This window comes from Geodermatophilus sp. SYSU D01176, from assembly GCF_054050015.1.
Genome location: NZ_JBJGYN010000004.1, coordinates 105306 through 125008, shown reverse-complemented (window position 1 = coordinate 125008; position 19703 = coordinate 105306). Strand labels below are relative to the sequence as shown.

The 19703-nt window shown below is 73.8% G+C and carries 17 protein-coding genes; 9 read left to right on the top strand and 8 right to left on the bottom strand.

What is annotated here, in order from left to right; translation table 11 throughout:
• Positions 1-9: 9 nt before the first annotated feature.
• Positions 10-678: a CBS domain-containing protein gene (locus tag ACI78Z_RS04410; RefSeq protein ID WP_457035304.1), complete on the bottom strand. Its 669-nt coding sequence runs from the start codon at positions 676-678 to the stop codon at positions 10-12.
• A gap of 227 nt (positions 679-905) precedes the next feature.
• On the opposite strand from ACI78Z_RS04410, the gene ACI78Z_RS04405 reads away from it, so the two are divergent.
• Positions 906-1883 carry a universal stress protein gene (locus ACI78Z_RS04405; protein ID WP_457035303.1) on the top strand — a complete coding sequence of 326 codons (978 nt, stop codon included), beginning with the start codon at positions 906-908 and terminating at the stop codon, positions 1881-1883.
• A gap of 225 nt (positions 1884-2108) precedes the next feature.
• On the opposite strand, the gene ACI78Z_RS04400 is transcribed toward ACI78Z_RS04405, so the two are convergent.
• Positions 2109-2633, bottom strand: a complete 525-nt coding sequence (locus ACI78Z_RS04400) for a DUF4395 family protein (protein ID WP_457035302.1) — start codon at positions 2631-2633, stop codon at positions 2109-2111.
• A gap of 567 nt (positions 2634-3200) precedes the next feature.
• On the bottom strand, positions 3201-3443 hold the full coding sequence (locus ACI78Z_RS04395) for a hypothetical protein (RefSeq protein WP_457035301.1): 243 nt from the start codon (positions 3441-3443) through the stop codon (positions 3201-3203).
• Positions 3444-3491: 48 nt separating this feature from the next.
• On the opposite strand from ACI78Z_RS04395, the gene ACI78Z_RS04390 reads away from it, so the two are divergent.
• From ACI78Z_RS04390 to ACI78Z_RS04360, 7 genes are all read left to right on the top strand, one after another.
• A complete protein-coding gene (locus tag ACI78Z_RS04390; protein WP_457035300.1) occupies positions 3492-5945 on the top strand; it encodes a heavy metal translocating P-type ATPase in 2454 nt (817 codons plus the stop codon).
• A gap of 67 nt (positions 5946-6012) precedes the next feature.
• Complete coding sequence (locus ACI78Z_RS04385; RefSeq protein ID WP_457035299.1) at positions 6013-6483, top strand: hypothetical protein; 471 nt, start codon at positions 6013-6015, stop codon at positions 6481-6483.
• A 93-nt stretch (positions 6484-6576) separates the two neighbouring features.
• On the top strand, positions 6577-7203 hold the full coding sequence (locus tag ACI78Z_RS04380) for a DUF305 domain-containing protein (protein ID WP_457035298.1): 627 nt from the start codon (positions 6577-6579) through the stop codon (positions 7201-7203).
• 579 nt (positions 7204-7782) lie between these two features.
• Positions 7783-8787 carry a universal stress protein gene (locus ACI78Z_RS04375; protein WP_457035297.1) on the top strand — a complete coding sequence of 335 codons (1005 nt, stop codon included), beginning with the start codon at positions 7783-7785 and terminating at the stop codon, positions 8785-8787.
• A gap of 22 nt (positions 8788-8809) precedes the next feature.
• On the top strand, positions 8810-9808 hold the full coding sequence (locus ACI78Z_RS04370; RefSeq protein ID WP_457035296.1) for a zinc-dependent alcohol dehydrogenase family protein: 999 nt from the start codon (positions 8810-8812) through the stop codon (positions 9806-9808).
• Between the two features lie 88 nt (positions 9809-9896).
• Complete coding sequence (locus ACI78Z_RS04365) at positions 9897-10145, top strand: universal stress protein (protein WP_457035295.1); 249 nt, start codon at positions 9897-9899, stop codon at positions 10143-10145.
• Positions 10142-11047, top strand: a complete 906-nt coding sequence (locus ACI78Z_RS04360; RefSeq protein ID WP_457035294.1) for a universal stress protein — start codon at positions 10142-10144, stop codon at positions 11045-11047. The genes ACI78Z_RS04365 and ACI78Z_RS04360 overlap by 4 nt, the downstream gene beginning before the upstream one ends.
• Positions 11048-11169: 122 nt before the next feature.
• Here the strand turns inward: ACI78Z_RS04360 and ACI78Z_RS04355 are convergent, their stop codons facing one another.
• From ACI78Z_RS04355 to ACI78Z_RS04340, 4 genes are all read right to left on the bottom strand, one after another.
• Positions 11170-11820, bottom strand: a complete 651-nt coding sequence (locus ACI78Z_RS04355; RefSeq protein WP_457035293.1) for a hypothetical protein — start codon at positions 11818-11820, stop codon at positions 11170-11172.
• Positions 11821-12461: 641 nt separating this feature from the next.
• Positions 12462-12902, bottom strand: a complete 441-nt coding sequence (locus ACI78Z_RS04350; protein ID WP_457035292.1) for a VOC family protein — start codon at positions 12900-12902, stop codon at positions 12462-12464.
• Between the two features lie 192 nt (positions 12903-13094).
• The gene (locus ACI78Z_RS04345; protein WP_457035291.1) at positions 13095-14594 is read right to left on the bottom strand and encodes a hypothetical protein; all 1500 of its coding nucleotides are present in this window, start codon (positions 14592-14594) and stop codon (positions 13095-13097) included.
• Positions 14595-14989: 395 nt separating this feature from the next.
• Entirely contained in the window at positions 14990-15217 is a 228-nt protein-coding gene (locus ACI78Z_RS04340; RefSeq protein WP_457035290.1) for a hypothetical protein, read from the bottom strand.
• Between the two features lie 136 nt (positions 15218-15353).
• Between ACI78Z_RS04340 and ACI78Z_RS04335 the strand changes: the two genes are divergently transcribed.
• Positions 15354-16136: an SDR family NAD(P)-dependent oxidoreductase gene (locus tag ACI78Z_RS04335; RefSeq protein WP_457035289.1), complete on the top strand. Its 783-nt coding sequence runs from the start codon at positions 15354-15356 to the stop codon at positions 16134-16136.
• A 247-nt stretch (positions 16137-16383) separates the two neighbouring features.
• Here ACI78Z_RS04335 and ACI78Z_RS04330 read toward each other — a convergent pair whose 3' ends face one another.
• Entirely contained in the window at positions 16384-19563 is a 3180-nt protein-coding gene (locus tag ACI78Z_RS04330; protein ID WP_457035288.1) for a M14 family zinc carboxypeptidase, read from the bottom strand.
• Positions 19564-19703: the final 140 nt, after the last annotated feature.

The following is a 19703-nucleotide window of genomic DNA, read 5'->3' as shown; positions in this document are numbered from 1 at the left end:
GTCGTCTCCTCAGGCGTTCGTGGCAGCGGCACGGGTGGTGTCCCGGGCCGGCACGTCCACGGCCGGGAGGACCCGGACGCCCACGACCCCGCGGACCGTCCGGGCGAGAGCGGACAGCGCCCGCTGCTCGACCTCGGCCGTCGGCTCGGGGCGGCCACGGATGCGGCGGATGGTGGCCAGGCCCTCGGTGACGGTGACCTCCCAGGCGTCGAGGGCGCCGGTGTAGCCCTCCACCAGGCGCAGCAGCTCGTGGCGGATCTCCTCGTCCGGGCGGACCAGGGCCCGCAGCAGGTCACGACGGCTCACGATGCCCACCAGCCGGCCACCGTCGACCACGGGCACGCTGCGCAGCCGCTCGTCGACGAAGACCCGCGCGACGTCGGCCACGTCCGCCACGGGCTCGACGCACCGGACGTCGGAGGTCATCACCCCGCACACCAGCAGGGACACGGCCCTGTCCTCCGCTCCGTCGTCCCGGCGCAGGTGGAGCCGGGGGTCCGGCGGCATCCGGTCCCGCAGGACGTCGGCCTCGGCGACGATGCCGACGAGCTGGCCGTCGTCGTCGACGACCGGCAGTGCGGCGAAGCCGTGCTCGGCCATGACCTCAGCGGCGTACTTGGCAGGGGTCTCCGGTCCTACGGTGACGACCTCGCGGGTCATGACGTCTCTGGCCTGCACGGCTCCTCCTCCACGGCGGGTTCCTGCGCCGGACGCTAGGAGCCCGGCCGGTCGGCTCCCAGGGTCGGCGGACGGGCGTGGGGCGGGACCTCCGTCCCTCCCTCCGCAGGGGAGGGACGTGTGTCCCTGCCGGGCGGGACGCACGGCCCCGGACGGTGCCGGCTGCCTCGGTCCAGGGTCGCGGGACGACGACCCGGCGACCCGCCGGGCAGGACCGAGGAGGACCCATGGACATCGGCGCGGACGCGGCCACCCCACCTGCGGGCACCGGCACGGTGGTCGTGGGGGTGGACGGCTCGCCGGGCTCGCGGGACGCCCTCCGGTACGCCCTGACGGCGGCGTCCCGACGCGGAGCGGACCTGGAGCTCGTCGCCAGCTACGCCGCCGAGCTGTACTGGATGACCGGTGCCCCGGTCGCCTTCCGGGACCTCGCCGGGATCCGGGAGGACACCGAGAAGCGGGCCCTGGACCTGCTGCACGACGTGGCCGGGCAGCAGGACATCGCGGTGGACGGGGGCCCGGGCTCGGTGCGGACGCGGATCGTGGCCGCTCCCGACCCGGCCGCCGTCGAGCTGACCGAGCGGTCCGACGACGCCGGCCTGCTCGTGGTCGGCAGCCGTGGGCGGGGCGCGGTCCGCAGCGCACTGCTCGGCTCGGTGGCCCTGCACTGCGTCACCCATGCGCGGTGCCCGGTGGTGGTCGTGCACCCGACGCCGCAGGGGACCGGCGGAGGAGCCCGCGTGGTGGTCGGCCTGGACGGGTCGGACGCCGCCCGGGCGGCCCTCGCCGCGGCCGTGGACGAGGGCGCTCGGGCCACGGCCGAAGTGGACGTCGTGGCCTCGTACGTGCTGGCCGACCACTGGACCGACCTCTATTCCGTCCTGACCCCGACGGCCGAGCAGGTCCGCGCCGAGGTCCGCGCCGCCGCGGAGGTGGTGGTGCGCGAGGTGCTCGCCGAGCGGCCGGCCGGCGCATCCGTGCCCGACGTCCGTCTCGAGGTCGTCGAGGGTGCGGCGCAGGACGTGCTGGTGCACATGGCCACCGGCGCGGACCTGCTGGTGGTCGGCAGCCACGGGCACGGCCCGGTGCGCGGCATCCTGCTGGGCTCGGTGGCCCTGCACTGCGCCATGCACGCACCGTGCCCGGTCATGGTGGTGCGCTCGGCGGGCAGCCGGACGTCGTCCCTCGAGGCTGCGACCGCCTGACGTGCCGGCCGCGTCCGCCCGGCAGCTGATCCGGCCGCCCCCCCGCTGTGAGGCCCGGAGAGGGGACCTTCGTCGTTCCGCCGCGTATGCATCCGGACGGGCAGAACGGCGCCCGCAAGCGGCCCCTGGTGGTCGCCCCGCACGAGCACTGACTCAGCGGAGCTCAGGTCCGACACCGCGACGGGGTGTCGCTCCCTCGGCCCGCTGTCCGGTGGCCGAGGCTCCCTACCCGACGGGAGCCCGACCGAGGTGGACGGTGAACCGAGGATCGGCTGCGGAACGACGGCCGAAGACCATCCTGTAGATCCACGAGCCGAGACACCAGAGCGTCGTGGTCAGGGTCGCGGCCCCGAGGACGACGAATCCGCCGAGGACGAACCCCAACACCGGCAGTTCGAACGCGAAGGACAGGGCGGAGCCCGTCAACGCACTCGCGGAGAGGACATAGGAGAACCGTCGCGGCTTCGGTGTCGGCGGCAGCGGGGGGGCGCCGAACAGGTGGCGAACGCCGAAGTTGTAGACCAGGTCGATGACCATGCCGCGGGGGAAGAGAGCTCCACTGAGGGCGACCAGAGCCATTGACGCGAGCCAGGCCGGGGACCGGAGGACCAGGCCGATCACGACCAGCGTGGTGGCGACGGCCGGTGTGAACCGCAGAGGCAACGCATACCGGGACTTGGCCTCCTGGTCGAGATACTCGAAACCCTGCTCGTTCAGGTTGTTGTCCGTGAAGGGACTGATCGTTCCCATCTCACGGTCCTCTCCGTGTGGAACTCCCGGCGGGGGATCGAGGTGTCACGAGGTGGTGGCTTTTCCTCGATGTGTCGGGGTGTGCTGCGCTCGACGGCCCCGGACCCCGCTCAGCGCCCCCGCGACGTGCGAATCGGCTCCGGGTGGTCCGGGGTGACGGGTGGTCCGGGGTGACCGGTTCTGGCGGACGTCCGCCGGCGCGCTGACCATTCGAGTCCACCTCACGTCGTCTGCGCTGGAACCCCGAGGACGAGGCCCGACGCTAGGTGCGGCCGGTGCGGCGGAGCAGAGTCGATGCGCCCGATCGCGCGGGTCCTCCGGCGCTGCGTGAAGGGGGTCGAGCGGCGCAGGTGCCCGCCGGGCGGACGAGCTGTCGGGTGGGCTCGGCCATGGCCGGTCCCGCGTGACCCGCGGACGGCCCCTCCACGTGGGGCCGTCCGGCCCTGTCGACTCCCGGCCGACCGGGGGCAGCGTGTCCGGCTGACCGGTGCGGGCAGGAGGAGAGGCCTGATGGCCGGTCCTTCGATCGGAGTCGAACCAGTGGCCGACTGCGCCCCGACCGGCTGCTCACCGCCGCGTCGCCCCGGACGGCCGACCGCGGCGGCGGCCGGTGTCCTCGGAGGAGCTGTTCGCCGAGCGCCTCGCCTGCAGCGAGATCAGCGAGGACGAGGGCCGCAGCCGGCGGCCGACGTCGACCGGCGCCGGCCGCCGTCCGACGTCCACGAACTGCGCGACGGAACCCCACCGGGCGGGCGGCGCGTACCCGGCGGTCGGGCGGTGCCCCTTGGATTTTATACCCTCCCGGGGCACGGTATGGCGGGCAGGGCTCGAGAGGCCGGACGCGAGCGAGGAGCGGTGATGGGCACGGAACAGCAGACGGTCGTGCTCGAGGTCGCCGGAGTGCACTGGGCGACGGAGAAGGCGGTCGTCGAGCGGGTCCTCGGCCGGCGACCCGGGGTGCTGGCGGTGGCGGCCAACCCGGTCGCGCAGACCGCGGTCGTGACCTACGACCCGCGGCAGGCCTCGGTCGCCGCGCTGTCCGGCTGGGTGCGCGAGTGCGGCTACCACTGCGCCGGCCAGTCGGTGCCGCAGCACGTCTGCGATCCGGCCATCGAACCCCGACACGGCGGCGCGGCCGGTCACCTTCGCCACCGCACCACGGAGGCCCCTGCGGAGGCGACGCCGGACGACGCCGACCACGGCGGCCACCAGGCGAGGCACGAAGGCTCCGCCGGGATGACGCCGCAGGAGGCGATGGGCCACGGCGGGCACCACGCGGGCATGTCGATGGACGACATGGTCCGCGACATGCGCAACCGCTTCCTGGTCGCAGCGGTGCTCTCCGTGCCGATCCTGCTGTGGTCACCCATCGGCCGGGAGGTGTTCGGCTTCACCACCCCGGCGCCGTTCGGCCTGCGGGACGACGTCTTCTCGCTGGTCCTCTCGCTGCCGGTGGTCTTCTACTCGGCCTGGATCTTCTTCGACGGGGCCTGGCGGGCGCTCCGCGCCCGGACGCTAGACATGATGGTGTTGGTCGCCGTCGCGGTCGCGGCCGGATGGCTGTACAGCCTGGTCATCACGCTCACCGGTGGTGGCGAGGTGTTCTACGAGGCCGCCACCGTGCTCACCGCCTTCGTGCTGCTCGGGCACTGGTTCGAGATGCGCGCCCGCGGCGGGGCGAACGACGCCATCCGCGCGCTCCTGGAGCTGGCACCGCCGCGCGCGGTGGTGATCCGCGACGGGCAGCCGGTGGAGGTGCCGACTGCCGAGGTAGCGGTCGGGGACCTGCTGCTGGTCCGGCCGGGCGCGAAGATCCCCGTCGACGGCGTGGTCGAGGACGGCGACTCGGAGGTCGACGAGTCGATGGTCACCGGCGAGAGCCTGCCGGTGCACAAGGCGACCGGCGACGAGGTCATCGGCGCCTCGGTGAACACCACCGGCACGCTGCGGGCCCGCGCGACGAAGGTCGGTGCCGACACCGCGCTGGCGCAGATCGTCGCCATGGTGCAGCAGGCGCAGAACACGAAGGCACCCGGTCAGCGGCTGGCCGACCGGGCCGCGTTCTGGCTGGTGCTGGTGGCACTGATCGGCGGCGGTCTCACGCTGGCCGTGTGGCTGCTGGCCGGGGCGACATTCGCCATGGCCATGCTGTTCGCGATCACGGTCGTGGTGATCACCTGCCCGGACGCGCTGGGCCTGGCCACGCCGACGGCGATCATGGTCGGCACCGGGCTGGGCGCCCGGCGCGGCGTGCTGTTCAAGAACGCCACCGCACTGGAGACCTCGGCCCGCATCGACACCGTGGTGATGGACAAGACCGGCACCCTGACGAAGGGCGAGCCGGAGCTCACCGACGTCGTCGTCGACGGGATGGCGCCGGACGACGTTCTGGCCCTGGCCGCCGCCGTGGAGCGGGAGTCGGAGCACCCGCTCGCCGCCGCCGTCGCCCGGCACGCCGACGCCCTCGACGTTCCGGCACTGACCGCCACCGGGTTCCGCAACGTGCCCGGCCACGGCGCGTCCGCCGAGGTCGCCGGCCGGCGGGTGCTGGTCGGCAACGCCAAGCTGATGGCCGACGAGGGCGTCGACCTCGGGACGCTCGGTGTGCGCCGGGACGAGCTCGCGGGCAGCGGGCGCACCGCGGTCCTGGTCGCCGTCGACGGCCGGGCCGTCGGTGTGATCGCCCTCGCCGACGCCGCGCGGGAGACCTCGGCCGCCGCGGTGGCCGCGCTGCGCGAGGCCGGCGTCGAGGTCGTCATGCTCAGCGGCGACAACGAGGCCACCGCCCGGCGGATCGCCGGTCAGCTGGGCATCGACACCGTCATCGCCGAGGTCCTGCCCGGCGACAAGGCCGCGAAGATCACCGAGCTGCAGGGGGCCGGAAAGCGGGTAGCGATGGTCGGCGACGGGGTCAACGACGCTCCGGCGTTGGCGCAGGCCGACCTGGGCATCGCCATCGGGGCGGGCACCGACGTGGCGATCGAGACCGCAGACGTCGTCCTGATGCGCTCCGACCCGCTCGACGTCCCGACCGCGCTGACGATCGGCCGCGGCACGCTGCGCAAGATGCGGCAGAACCTGGGCTGGGCCGTTGGCTACAACGCCATCGCGCTGCCGATCGCCGCCGGGGTGTTCGAGCCGGCGCTCGGACTCGTCCTGCGACCGGAGATCGCGGCATTGTCGATGTCTGGGTCCAGCGTCCTGGTCGCGGTCAACGCGCTGCTGCTCAAGCGGCTACGGCTGCCCGCGGCCCCGCCGGCGCCCGCGGCCACCACCACCGCTGTGCCGGCGCCCGAACCGGTGGCCCGCTGACGACGGCGACGGCGGCCTCCCCGGCACCCACCGGGAAGGCCGCCCGGCCTCTGAGGAAGGGGGAGTCGTGACCGTACGTCTGTGGACAGCCCTGCTGCTGCTGGCCGCCGTCTTCACCGTGCACGGCGCCCAGTGCACCGCGGCCGCCGAGGGCGCCGGTTCCGCCTCCCATCCGGCCGTCGGGGCGACCGGGCTCGGCCCCATCCACTCCCAGCTGCCCGCCACAGCGCCCACCATCCTCGCCGATCCGACGGACACGGTGCACGCCACCGGCGCCGGCCACGCCGGACCGCCCGACACCGCGGTCACCGCGGCTCCAGCCTCCGCTGGGCACGGTGGAGCGCCACACGACGCGGCCGGACACCTGTGGACGGCCTGCCTGGCGGTGCTCGCCGCCGGCCTCGCCGTCCTGCTCGCCGTGCTCGCACCCCGACTGGCGCACCTGACCTCGCCCGCGCTGACGCACGCCCGCGCCCGGTTCAGGTCGCGCACGCCGCGACCCCCGGGTCTGTCCGCGCTCTGCCTGCTGCGGATCTAGGCCGACCGCCCGACCGCCCCGTCCCGGCACCCGCCGGCGGGGAGGCGGTCCGCGCACACCCTCGACCACGCACCAGTCAGGAGACGCACGACCATGAACCGCACCACCGCACGCCTCGGCGGCCTGGCCGCCGCCCTCGTCGCCGGCACCCTGCTGCTCGCCGGCTGCGGCGACGACAATCCCGACGCCGCGCACGACGGCCCGATGATGGGCACCACCGACGCCTCGACCAGCGCCCCGGACGATGCCGAGGCCACCGTCAACGACACCGACGTCGCCTTCGCCCGGAACATGATCCCGCACCACCAGCAGGCCATCCAGATGGCCCGGCTGGCCGAGGATCGAGCCGAGGACCCCCGCGTCCTCGACCTTGCCGCCCGCATCGAGGCGGCCCAGCAGCCGGAGATCGAGACGCTGTCCGGCTGGCTCGGCGAGTGGGACGCCGACCCCGATCACATGGACGACGGGATGGTGGGCATGGACGGCGGGATGGTGTCCGAGCAGGACATGCACGCGCTGATGAACGCCACCGGCACCGACTTCGACCGGCTGTTCCTCGAGCAGATGATCGAGCACCACACGGGCGCGGTCGAGATGGCCGAGACCGAGATCGCCGGCGGGCGGAACGCCGACGCGATCGCACTGGCCGAGTCGATCCGCGACAGCCAGACCGCCGAGATCACCGAGATGCAGCAGATGCTCACCGAGCTCGGCGGCTGACCGGATGCCGCGGCGGGGCGGGCCTGCGGGCCCGTTCCGCCGCAGCCTTGCCGCGTGGCCCTTTGCACCGTCTCGGAGACCCCCGTGCGTTGACCACGCCGCGCCCACCGCGTCCTCGCCGCCGCTGCGACCGCGCTCGCCGCTCTGCTCGCCGCTTGCGCCGCCTCCGACCCCGACCGCCGCGCCGTCGTCGGCGGGTCGGAACGGCACGCCGCCGCCGCACGCGTGCACGGGGAATCGCCCCCGGCCCCGTTCCGGCGGGCGGAGGGGCAGCCGGGGGGCCGTCGCCATCGGCCAGACCGGCCGTAGCCACGGCTACGGCGGGATCCGGGGAACCGCCGCCGGCCGGCCCTGGAGCGGCACACGGTGCCGTGCCAGGTTCGAGTCCGCGATCCGCCTGCCGCCCGGGGACGGGTCTTCACGCCTGCGTGCCCGAGCTCGCGCCGCACTCGCGTGGGTAGAAGGTCCTGCGGGGTGGGGCCGACCGACCGCAGCCCCCGTCGGGTGTGCCGCGCCAGGCTCGGCAACCAGGCAGCGGAGCAGAGGGCAGCAGCGGAGCAGAGGGCAGGGGTGGGCGGCGTGACCAGTGAGCCGACGGACACGGGGACGGCACGACGCGTGGGCAGCGAGGCGGGGACACCGGACAGCGCCCGGGTCGTGGTGGGCGTCGACGGCTCCCCGGGTGCCTTCGCCGCGCTGGTCTGGGCCCTGGCGGAGGCCGCCCGCTCCGGCGCGGACGTCGAGGTGGTCAGCGCCTTCCCGGTCGACGACTACTGGCACGACCCGCTCCTGATCGACGCCCGCCGGATCGAGACCCTCCGGTCGGACACCGGGGCCCGCGCCCGCGCCTTCGTCGCCCGGGCGATGAGCGACCCGGCGGTGACCGCGGTGCCGCGGGTCGCGGCCGTCGAGGTCTTCTTTGAGGTCGCGGCCGGGGAGCCCGCCGAGCACCTGGTGCGACTGGCCCGGGGTGCGCGCCTGCTGGTCGTGGGCAGCCGCGGGCGGGGCGGCGTCCGCAGCACCCTGCTGGGCTCCGTCGCACTGCACTGCACGACGCACGCTCCCTGTCCGGTCGTCGTGGTGCACGCGCCGCTGCAGCCGGTCGCCGCCCGTGTGGTCGTGGGGTTCGACGACTCACCGGTGTCCCGGACCGCGCTGGGGCGGGCGGCCGAGGAGGCCAGGCGGCGTGGAGCGGCACTCGAGGTGGTCGCCACGTACCAGCCGGTCGTGTACTGGAGCGACGTGGCCGCCGTCGTCCCGCCGCCGACCTTCGACGAGTCCATGCCGGAGTTCCGGCGGCGTGTCGAGCGTCTCGTGGCAGAGGTCCTCGGCGCGCCGCTCGGTCAGGACGTCTCCGTGGTCACCGAGGTGGGCCAGGCCGGTGAGGTGCTGGTGCGCCGGGCAGAGGGCGCCGAGCTGCTCGTCGTGGGCAGCCGGAGCCGCAGTCGCCTGACCGGCATGGTGCTCGGCTCGGTGGCGCTGCACTGCGCCGTGCACGCCTCCTGCCCGGTGCTGGTGGTCCGTCCCGAGCCCTCGCGCGTCGCCGTCCCCGAGCAGGCGTCCGGCGTCCCGGCGCGGGTCTGACCCCGTAGGCAGGGGGACAGCGGTGCGTGCCTGGGTGGTCGGTGTACCGGGCCCGGTCGAGGGCGGCCCCCTGCGGCGCGTCGATCGGGGCGAGCCGGTGCCCGGGCCGGGGCAGGTGCGGGTCGACGTCGTCTGCTGCGGCGTGTGCCGCACCGACCTGCACCTGGCCGAGGGCGACCTGCCACCCCGGCGGCCCGCGGTGACGCCGGGGCACGAGGTGGTCGGCCGGGTCGCGGCCCTCGGCCCGGGCACTGCCCGGTTCGCCGTGGGGGACCGGGTCGGGGTGCCCTGGCTGGGCGGTACCGACGGCAGCTGCCGGTTCTGCCGGCGCGGCGCGGAGAACCTCTGCACGGCACCGGTCTTCACCGGCTGGGACCTCGACGGTGGCTACGCCGACGCCTGCCTGGTCGACGAGGGCTTCGCCTACCCGCTCCCGGACGGGCTGGACGACGAGCAGGCCGCGCCGCTGCTGTGCGCCGGCCTCATCGGCTACCGGGCCCTCCGGTGCGCCGACGTGCCACCCGGCGGCCGGCTCGGCATCTACGGCTTCGGTGGCAGCGCCCACCTCACCGCCCAGGTCGCGCTCGCGCAGGGCCTGCGGGTGCACGTGCTCACCCGGGGGGAACACAACCGCCGGTTGGCCGCCGAGCTCGGCGTCGACTCCGTCGGCGGTGCCACCGACGCGCCCCCCGAGCCGCTGGACGGCGCCATCCTGTTCGCCCCGGCCGGCGACCTCGTCCCGGTCGCACTGCGGGCACTGGACCGCGGCGCGACGCTCGCCGTCGCCGGCATCTGGCTCTCCCGCATCCCGGCGCTGGACTACACCGCCGAGCTGTTCCTGGAGCGCCGGCTGCGCAGCGTCACCGCCAACACCCGCCGCGACGGCGAGGAGTTCCTCCGGCTGGCGGGCCGCCTGGGCGTCCGTGCCACCACCGTCGCCTACGCCATGGACGACGCTCCGCGGGCGCTGTCGGACCTGGCCCACGGGCGCTTCGGCGGTGCGGCGGTCCTGCACACCTGAGTCGACTGCGGGACCTGGGACCAAGGGCCCGGGCCCACGGGTCCTTGGGTCACGGGACGTCGTCTCCCGATGACCTTAGGTTCGCTTCGTGACCGAGCAGAGCGACGAAGAGTGGGACGAGGGCGGGACCCGGGTGGCCGACGGCCCCGGTGAGGTACTGGTCGGGCATGACGGGTCGCGGTGCGCGCAGGAGGCGCTGCCGTCGGCCGCCCGTGCCGGCTCCGCAGGGCTCGTGCTCGGCTCGGTCAGCGACCGGGGCGTCCGGCACGCGCCGTGCCCTGTCGCCGTGGTGCGCTCGGGTGCCGGATCGGCGTCGGCCCCCTCTCGCGCCCGATGACGCAGCGGGGCGACGACGTCCGTGAGGTCGTCGTGGGCGTCGACGGATCCGACGGGTCCGGCCGGGCGCTGGCGTGGGCGCTGCGAGAGGCGCGACTGCGCCGGGTCGGGGTCCGCGCGGTCACGGTCTGGAGCGGCGGACGGCCGGGAGACGACGGTGACGGGCCCACGACCGTCTCGGAGTTCGAGCGGGCCGTCGAGGACCGGATGCGGAGCGACGCCGCCGAGGCGGCACAGGCCACGGGGACCTCGGCGACACCGGTCGCCACCGAGGTCCGGTACGGCCACCCCGCGGGGTCGCTGATCGACCTCGCCGGGGACGACGGGTTGCTGGTCGTGGGCTCGCGCGGCCTGGGCGGCGTGCGGGGGCTGTTGGTGGGCTCGGTGAGCCAGCAGTGCGCCCAGTACGCGGCGTGCCCGGTCGTCGTCGTCCGCGGCGACGACCCGGGGGAGAGGACCCCGGAGCTCCGGCGGGTCGTCGTGGGCGTGGACGGTTCCGAGCACTCGGTCGCCGCGGTCCGCCTCGCCCGCGCCGAGGCGGAACTGCGCGACGCGGAACTGCACGTCGTCCATGCCTGGGCCGACACCGTGTCCGGGTACGGCGGCCTGCCCTGGGTCGTACCGGACAGCACGCTGGCGGAGCAGGCGGAGGCGACGCTGCGCGAGAGCCTGCGGGGTGCTGGGCTGGACGCCCGCCCCGGCGACCGGGTCCGCGCGGAAGCCCGCGAGGGGATCGACTGGGACGTCCTGCTCGATGTCGCCGAGGGCGCCGACCTGCTGGTCGTGGGGTCGCGCGGGCGCTCGGGGTGGGCCGGGCTGTTGCTCGGGTCGGTCGGTCTGCACGCCGTCACGGCCGCGCCCTGCCCCGTCATGGTGGTCCGGTCTCCCGGAACGCGGAGATGACCCGGACCGCTGGACCCTGCCGCACCCCGGACACCGACCGCCACGCAGCCGTCGCGTCCCGCACGCACGCGCCCGGCGCTCCGGGGCGGACCGACGGCGCGGGATCCCGAGCCCGGAGCGGGTCAGGCGGCAGGCGGGGACACCGGTGCACCGACGTCCCCCGTGGCGTCGACGACGAGCCGGAGCTCGGTGACCTCGGGGCCCGTGTAGGACTGCTCGCTGCTCTCGTTGTCGTCCTGCGCGCCGATGCCGAACTCGGAGAGGGGGTCCTTCCGCACCGCGAACGGTCGCAGGTCCGGGTGCGCCGGATCGCGCAGCGAGATGATCAGGTGCCACGCGTAGGCCGGGTTGTGCAGCCGGAAGTCGATGAGGGAGAAGTTGGCCGGCTGGCGGCGGTGCACGTGGAAGAGGGCGACCGCCTCCAGGGCGGAGGCGTCCAACCAGCGGTGGACCTCCAGCACCTCGGCCGGGTCGGCGACGAAACCGGCGTCGTCGTAGGTGCGGAAGTACGCGCCCTGCGCCTCGAAGGCAGGCCGCAGCTCCGGGTCGTTCCGCTGGTTCCTCGCCGGGTCGAAGAAGACGACATCCGTCGCGGTGAAGGGGAAGCCGGGGGCCGACGGGTCCGCGACGAGCAGCCCGAAGGACTTCAGCCCGGCAGCGTGCACCGTGGTCGTCGTGCGGACGATCCGGTCCACCAGGTCCCCGGGGAGACGGACCTCCTGGTCGGCGGCGCGGCGCGGCGCAGGGGCGAGGACGGTGGACGGAGTCTGCATGACCATCTCCGGGTGAGCACGGGGCGAGAACACGGACAAGAGACGGCCGAACCGAGCCCTGATACACGAGGGGACCGGACTCCGTGGTCACCCGACGGAGTCGACGGGGCGAGATCCGTCCCGGGCAGGCGCGCTGCGACAGGTCCTCCGGCGGACGGGCGGGGCCGCGGCGAGGCCGGTTCGGCCCACCGGGTCACGGCTCCGGCTCGCCTGCCGCTCCGGGGCCCTCGACGTCGGGCGTCCGGTGCCGGTCAGGCCGTGACGGCGCGTCCAGGGGTGCGGCTGGACCTGCGGGGCCGGCTGGAGGAGCCGACGGGCTGCTGCAGGTGCCGGTGTTCCTGGTCGCGCTGCTCGTCGTCCGCGGCCTGCCCGCGGTGCTGTACCGCCGCTCCCCGGGGGCGGGCGGGCCGTCGCCGCCGGGCTGCTGCAGGCCACCTCCCTGCCCTTCCTGGTCACGGCCGCGCGACCGGCACGGAGACCGGCCGGCCGTCCGCTCCCAAGGCCACAGTGCTGGCGTTCGGCGGGCTGCTGTCGGTGCTGGTCCTCCCGGCTGCGGCGCTCGGCGTCCTGGGTGGTCCCGGGACCGCCGCAGTGCCCGAGCTGGCACCACTACGGCAGCGGCGCGCGGTGCGAGCCCGGGGTCAGCTGAGCTGCTCGGCCAACGCGACGATGATCCCCTCGGGACCGCGGACGTAGCAGAGCCGGTAGCTGTCCTGGTACTGCACCACCTCGCCGACGAGTTGCGCGCCGTGGGCCCGCAGGCCGGCGACAGTGGCGTCGATGTCGTCGACGGCGAACATGACGCTACGTAGGCCCAGCGTGTTCCCCAGTGCGTTCTCCGGCTCAGCGCTGATCGCCTTCGGGGTGTGGAACTTCGTCAGCTCGAGCCGGCCGTGGCCGTCCGGGGTCCGCATCATCGCGATGTCGACCCGGACGCCGTCGAGCCCGTTGACGCGGTCCACCCAACGTCCCTCGATCGGCGCCTCGCCCTCCAGCTCCATCCCGAGCTGGAAGAAGAACGCCTTGGCGGCCTCGAGGTCGTCGACGACGACGCTGACGTGTTCCATCCGCTGGATCGCCATGGTGGTTCTCCTTCTCCGTCGCGCGGCCTGTCGTGGCCACTGATGTCCCCAGGACGGCGCCGGCGCCACGTTCTCGACAACCCGGAACGTGCTGAGTTCTCCCCAGGACTCATGGCGTCAGGGACTGCCCCGGCCGGCGATCGAGGTGGTCCACGGTGTGGACCACCTCGGGTCGCAGCAGGACCGACGTGCTCAATCCCGCCGGATGACGCCGGTGAGGGACAGGACGAACACGGACGTCAGCAGCCACCCGACGACGGTGCAGGTCACCACCAGCACAGAGGCGAGCCCCTGCGGGGCGAAGTCGTTGTGCTGGCTGAGGGACAGAACCGGTAGCAGGTGGTCCGCGGCATACAGCCAGGGGTCGAATTCTCCGGCTCCTCTCTTGGTGGTGAAGCCGTCGGGATACAGGGCTGCGAAGGAGATGCTCGCCGCCAGGAACACCCCGAGGAGCCACGGGCCGGCCAGCCAGGCGCGGTAGCCGTATCCGACCGTCGCATCCAGTACCGCACTGCCGACTCTGGACATCGGCGGAAGCGTTCTGCGCCGATGGCGATGCTTGGCCAGACCGACTCTCCGCGCCATCGATTCATGCCCTTGGGCTCGGTAGACGGAGGCGAGTTGTTCGTAGGGTTGTGGGATGAAGTCCCCAGGTTGACGTGACAACCAGGCGACCCTGTCCTCGGGTCTGCGGCGAAGGGTCGAACGGATGACGGCCGAGCGCCAACCTTCGGGATCGTCAGCGGGCGCCCGCAGGATGTCGACGTAGGTGAAGCCGCGGAGCAGCATCTCCGACTGCCAGGCCACGTGGTTGTCGACGAAGGTCCTGCACCGAGCGTCTCGGAGGTCGACCGTTCCCTCGCAGTGTGCCGGGCACATCACGAGCCTCTCGCCCACCTCCAACGATCCGAGGTACAGAGCGGGGCTCTCGGCATCGGAGCCGAGGCCGGCTCCGCTGAGATCCAGGTCTCCCCTGATCTTGGCTCCCACCAGGGCAACCGCGCCGTTGGCGCGGAAGCCCTGTGAGCAGTACATGTTGCCGTCCCCAGTGAGGAAGTCCGCGTACAGCGCTGCCTGGCCCCAGGGGTTGATGAAGGTTCCGCCTTCGCAGTCCAGGTGCCCGCCGACGCTGGCGCCCACCAAGCTGACCAGGCCACGTGCTTCGAAGCCGTCGTTGCAGGACATCGCCACGCCGACCGTCAAGCGGTCGGCGAGCAGGGCGGGGCCACCGTGCCTCCCGCGCAGTCTGGCGCCGGTGCACACGAGCCGGCCGTCGACGTGGGCGCCAGTCAGATGGACTCTGCCGTTCGTCGACATGTCGTTGCACAGCATGTCGTGGCCTACCTGGAGATTGTCCGCTTCCAGCGCCGGAGCGCTCTCCTCCGTCGGCAGCCGGCCCCTGCCCCGCAGGGGTCGGCTGCTCCGATCCCGCAGCGAGAAGGTGGTCCCGTTGCACCACAGGTTGCCGTCGACCTTCGCGTCACCGAGGCGCACGGATTCGATGCACTGAACGCCCGTGAGCCGAACGTCCTGTGTTGCGTGGAGGCCGCGCGCCCAGAGAGAGGAGAGCAGGCTCCGGTCGAACGAGATCGTGGAGCCCTGTGCTCCGGAGAGGTTCACGGCACCGAGGCGGCACTCCAGGAATTGCACCGGGCAGGTCAGCTCGGCGAACTCCAGGTCGAGGTCGCCCACGATCTCAGCCCGCCTGATCCTCAGGACTCGCGGGACCTCATCGGATGCCGGCCGTGTCAGGAGCTCCCGGACCAGCTCCGCAGGAATCCACGTCCGTGGGCCCCATGGGCCTTCTGCCGGAGCGGGGAGGAGGTCGTCGTCGCAGCCGAGGTCCACCCATTCCCCGGAGAGCACGGCGCGTCTCAGGCGCGCACGCAGGTCGTTCGTCGATGCCGGGTGTCCGTTCTGGCCTGCACGCTCACCATGTCAGATGCCCCCATCGAGCTGGGCTCGAGGGGTCAGGCTAATCGGCTCTGCGCCCCCGTGGGGTTCCCGAGATGCACCCCGACGGGCCTGCGATGGGACAGCTGCCGGGGTCCTGCGCCGTCCACCTGCGGTGCCAAGCCCGACGCCCGTCACCGCCGGGGCGAACGCCGCCGGGCCCGCCACACGTAGGCCTCGGGCAGGTGCCAGCCGCGCCACCGCGCGAGCAGGGGGAGCGCCGCGCCCGCGATGGTCGCGACGACCAGGCCGATCGTCGGGTGTCCCAGCCGCGCGAGCAGCACCATGACCGCACTCGCCGCGACCGCCGACGTCGCCGGACCCCTACCCCGGTCCTGCTCGCCGTCGTGGGATCCGGACACCGGCCTGTGAGGTCCGGGCGCGGGTACACCTGGTCGGGCACGGCGCCGGGGCCGAGACTGTCGGATCAGACCCGCTCGGCCGACCGCAGCAGTGGGCCCCGGCGGGTACGACCCCGCAGCCCTGCCGGGAGGGACCATGGGAAAGCTGGACGGTCGGACGGCTCTGGTGAGCGGCGGCGCACGAGGCATCGGCGCGGTCGTCGCGCGCAGGGTCGTCGAGGAAGGCGGCCACGTCGTCATCGGGGACGTGCTCGACGTCGAGGGCGCCAAGGTCGTGACCGAGCTGGGCGAGGAGCGGGCGCGCTTCGTGCACCTGGACGTGACCGACCCCGACCAGTGGCGCGACGCGGTCGCCGTCGCGGAGTCCGCCTTCGGGCCCGTGGGTGTGCTCGTGAACAACGCCGGCATCATGCGCTGGGGACCGCTCGCCGGCATGGATCCGGCGGCCTGGCACGAGGTGCTCGGCGTCAACCTCACCGGGGTCTTCCTCGGCATGCGCGCGGCGATCCCGTCGCTCCGTCGTGCCGGCGGCGGGGCGATCGTCAACATCTCCTCCGTGTCCGGGCTGGTGGGACTCCCCATGCAGGCGGCGTACACGGCCAGCAAGTGGGGTGTGCGCGGCCTGACCAAGAGCGCCGCGCTCGAGCTCGCCCGGGACGGCATCCGCGTCAACTCGGTGCACCCGGGAGTCACCCGCACGCCGATGACCGAGGTGACCGACCCGGCCATGGCCGCCGTGCGCGACCAGGTGCTCGCCGTCCAGCCGATCCCGCGGATGGGTGAGCCCGAGGAGGTGGCGGCGCTGGTCGTGTTCCTCGCCAGCGAGGAGGCCAGCTTCTCCACCGGATCGGAGTTCGTCGTGGACGGTGGATCGGTGACCGGCCAGGTGCGCCGCGCGCCCGCTCCCTCGGGCCGCTGAGCCCGGATCGGTCACGCTGCCACGCGGCCGGGCGGCTCGCCGTCTCGGTGGCAGGTGCGCCGTTGACGGCTCGGCGCGGACCTGGGTAGGGACGGCCGGTGGCGACGGACGCCGCCATCTGTTCGGCGGCCGTGGTATCGGCCGCGGCGTCCAACCGGTCGGGCAGCCAGGTTTCGCGTCGGCCACCACGACGTCAAGGGCAACGGTCGCTGCGGAGGGGGCTCCCCGGCGCTGCAGTGCTGGCGTCTCAGCCCGCCGTCGGTGACGCCTCGGTCAGGCCGCGCACGATCCCTCCGAGGAGCGCCGCACGGGCCGTCGGGTCGGGCACCTGCTCGATCCCGAATCCGAGCAGCACGGTGTCCTCGGTCGTGATCGCGGCCCCGACCTGGGACTGTGCACGCCCGAAGTCCCCGACGTTCGGCGGGCTGCCCTCGGGCGCACCGGGCACCGTCCACGGCCCGAGGCCGCTCTCGAAGCCCTCCGGCGCGACGGCCGTGCCACCGATGACCAGCCGCGTCTGGTCCACGAACACCCCGGCCCCGCCGGTGGCCGGGTCGGTGACGTAGCTGATCGCCACCTCGACCTGGCCGCCCGCGTGGGCGGACAGGTCGAAGCCGACCTGCTGCCAGCCCTCCGACGTGCCGGTGATCCGGTTCCACGCCCCCGTGGTCCCGGTCGGCTGACAGGTGTCGCCGCCGGTGAGGTAGTGCGAGAGGAACGGGTGCAGCTCCAGCAGGACCCCGGCCTCGCAGGCCGTCGGCGGTCCGCTGTCGCTGAGCCCGCCGACCTCCGGCAGCGTCGTCCAGGCGTCGGTGCCGACGGGGTGGGCCTCGACGATGACGTTGTCGTAGCCGGCCTCCACGTCGTGGGACAGCGCGAACTGCAGCGCCGGGGTCTGCGCCGCGGTGACGCCCGTGAGGTCGACGGTTCGGGTGAGCCGCATGTACGAGCCGTCCGCGTGCGCCGCCGCGGCGAACCAGTCGCCCTCGAAGGTCTCGAGGTTGCCTGGCGGGCCGCCCCGGTACTCGCCGGAGACGGCGCTCGTGAACTGCGGGAACTGGTCTGCGGGCAGGACGGTGCTCGTCGGCAGGAACGTCCCGGCCTCGTCGATCGGGTTGCTGTCCGTGGGCCCCAGCTCCGTACTCGTGGCCCTGATCGGCGCGCCCGTCCCGTCGAGGAACTCCGGCGCCGAGCGCGGCGACCGGGTGAACGCGCCCAGGTAGTACTGGGTGAAGTCGTCGGCGAGCAGCAGACAGTCGCTGAAGGGGTCGGCCGTCACCACGCAGTCCTGATCGGGCGCGCCGTCCAGTCCGTAGTAGATGCCGCCGAGCCCCGTGCCCAGCGCGCCGTGGTAGCCCGCCGTCTCCCCGGCGAGTGCGAGTGTGCCGCCGCCGTTGAGGTAGTCGCGGACCGCCAGGGTCAGGAACTGCTGCCGCTCGGCGACGGCCGCGTCCTCCAGCGGTGCGCCGAGGACGTCGGTGAGCACGTCCTCGGCGTCCTGGGTGAGCCGGTTGTCGCCGAGGTACCAGACCACGCTGTCGAAGTGACCGAGCACCCCGAGGTCGTGCGGCACGCCCTGGGCGGACACGTCCCACACGGCGGAGCCGATCCCGGCGTCGGTGAGCGCGTCGACGTACTGCTGCGCGTACCGGGGTGCGGTCGTCGCACCCGGCGGGCCGGGGTTGAAGCCCTCGTAGTCCTCGTTGGCCAGCACCAGGACCGACCCGCCGTCGTGTCCCACGGTGTAGGTGAACCGCTCGCTCGTCACCGGGCCGCGACCGGGCCGCACGCCGGTGAACCACACCTCGACGTCCTGTCCCACGCTCGCCCCGCGGACCTCCCCGCGGAACTCTGCGTAGTAGACGTCCCCCTCGTCCCCGTAGCGCTCGCCGCCGGCCCACTCGCGCACGGTCGCGCGCTGTTCCGGCCCGCCGTCGACCCGGAAGCGCAGCTCGAGGTTGCGCAGGTCGCGCCGGGCCGTGACGGCGACCGGCTGCGGGGTGCCGTAGGAGACGGGGAAGGGGTCCAGCACGAAGTCCGGCACCGTGCGGCCCACGACCGAGACGGGGTTCGACGGATCCTGCGCCGATCGGGCCACCGCGAGCGCGAAGGGGAGGTGCTTGATGAACTCCGCCTGGACCAGCGGCTCCGAGTCGGGGAACTCGAACACGCTCCCGCAGGCATCGGGCTCGAAGGCGTCACCGGGGTCGGCTGCGCTGGCCGTCTGGCAGGTGGACATCTCCGGGGTGAAACCGAGCGTGCCGTACGCCTCCTGGGCGTGCTCGGTCGTCTCGCCGTTCGTGGTGTACAGCTCGGCGGAGAGGTCCGGGTCGTAACCGGTCACCGCTGGGGTGGCGTCGTCACCGGCCATCGCCTCGTAGATGACGTCGTCGGGCGTCGGGGTGGCGACCTGCCAGCCGGTGCCGTAGAGCAGCAGCTCGGCCGCGGAGTGGTAGTTCACGAGGAAGTCGACGTCGACCCGGCGCATGAGCCCGTCCAGGGCGCGCGTCTCGGGTTCGGACGACGGCGCCGGGCCCCGGTGGATCTCGCTGTCCGGCGACGGGGAGGAGCCCTCGTTGTCATAGCCCCAGCGGGTCGGGAAGTTGCGGTTGAGGTCGACGCCGTCGACCTCGGTGATCACGCCGTCGCCGTCGTTGTCCCGCAGGTTCTTGCGCCACAAGCGGTCGGTGGTGAACGTGTGGTCATAGCCGTCCGGATTCGCCACGGGGACGAACCACAGCTCGGTGCGGTCCAACAGACTGCGCACCTCCTGGTCGGTGCCGTAGCCGTCGAGCACGTGGCGCATCAGCCGCCGGGTCATCTCGGGGGTGATCCACTCGCGCGCGTGCTGGGCGGAGGCGTACAGGACCGCGGGACGGTGCCCGTCCGGGAGCCGGGCGGCGCCCGCCGTGACCTTGAAGGCCAGGATCTCCTGCCCGGTGACGGATCGACCGATCACGACCTGTTTCACCAGGTCCGGATGCGACCCCGCGAGCGCGACGAACTCCTCGCGCAACCCGCCCGCACCGCTCCACGGACGGAAGACGGCGGCCGTCGCGGCAGAGGTCTGCGCGGCGGCCGTCCGTACCCGCAGCGGCACGCCCTGCGCCATCAAGGCGTTGGCCCTGCGCTCGCCGAGCACGACCTCCACCCGTACCCAGCCGGGAGCCCCACCGGGTGCGGTCAGCACCTCACGGCGGTCGAGCCCGCTGTCCAGCACCATGGCCAGCTGCTCGCGCGTCAGTTCGCCCGTGTAAGCGTCCGGCCCCCCGCCGTCGGCCGTGTGAGCGTTCGGCCCTCCGCCGTCGGCCGGAGGTGCGCCGGTGGCGGCCGTCCCCGTGCCGACCACCAGCCCCAGCGTGAGCAGCAGGGTCGTGAGAAGGGCGGGAACGGGCCCGCCGGTGGGGTGCTCAGCCGCACGTCCCATGTCGACCGTCCAAACCGCGTGGCAGGGGGAGCGGCACAGCGTGCCCTGCATGACCCTCCGCACGGGAGCCCTCACGTCCCACATCCACGCGCGGCCCGGGCGAGGCGGCCGCACCCCCGGGGCGTGCTGCCGCAGCGGCC

Excerpts from the sequence above, each read along its gene's own strand:
- ACI78Z_RS04405 (WP_457035303.1), top strand. The coding sequence starts at position 906 with ATGGACATCGGCGCGGACGCGGCCACCCCACCTGCGGGCACCGGCACG.
- ACI78Z_RS04400 (WP_457035302.1), bottom strand. The coding sequence starts at position 2,633 with ATGGGAACGATCAGTCCCTTCACGGACAACAACCTGAACGAGCAGGGT.
- ACI78Z_RS04390 (WP_457035300.1), top strand. The coding sequence starts at position 3,492 with ATGGGCACGGAACAGCAGACGGTCGTGCTCGAGGTCGCCGGAGTGCAC.
- ACI78Z_RS04380 (WP_457035298.1), top strand. The coding sequence starts at position 6,577 with ATGAACCGCACCACCGCACGCCTCGGCGGCCTGGCCGCCGCCCTCGTC.
- ACI78Z_RS04360 (WP_457035294.1), top strand. The coding sequence starts at position 10,142 with ATGACGCAGCGGGGCGACGACGTCCGTGAGGTCGTCGTGGGCGTCGAC.
- ACI78Z_RS04355 (WP_457035293.1), bottom strand. The coding sequence starts at position 11,820 with ATGCAGACTCCGTCCACCGTCCTCGCCCCTGCGCCGCGCCGCGCCGCC.
- ACI78Z_RS04350 (WP_457035292.1), bottom strand. The coding sequence starts at position 12,902 with ATGGCGATCCAGCGGATGGAACACGTCAGCGTCGTCGTCGACGACCTC.
- ACI78Z_RS04335 (WP_457035289.1), top strand. The coding sequence starts at position 15,354 with ATGGGAAAGCTGGACGGTCGGACGGCTCTGGTGAGCGGCGGCGCACGA.
- ACI78Z_RS04330 (WP_457035288.1), bottom strand. The coding sequence starts at position 19,563 with ATGGGACGTGCGGCTGAGCACCCCACCGGCGGGCCCGTTCCCGCCCTT.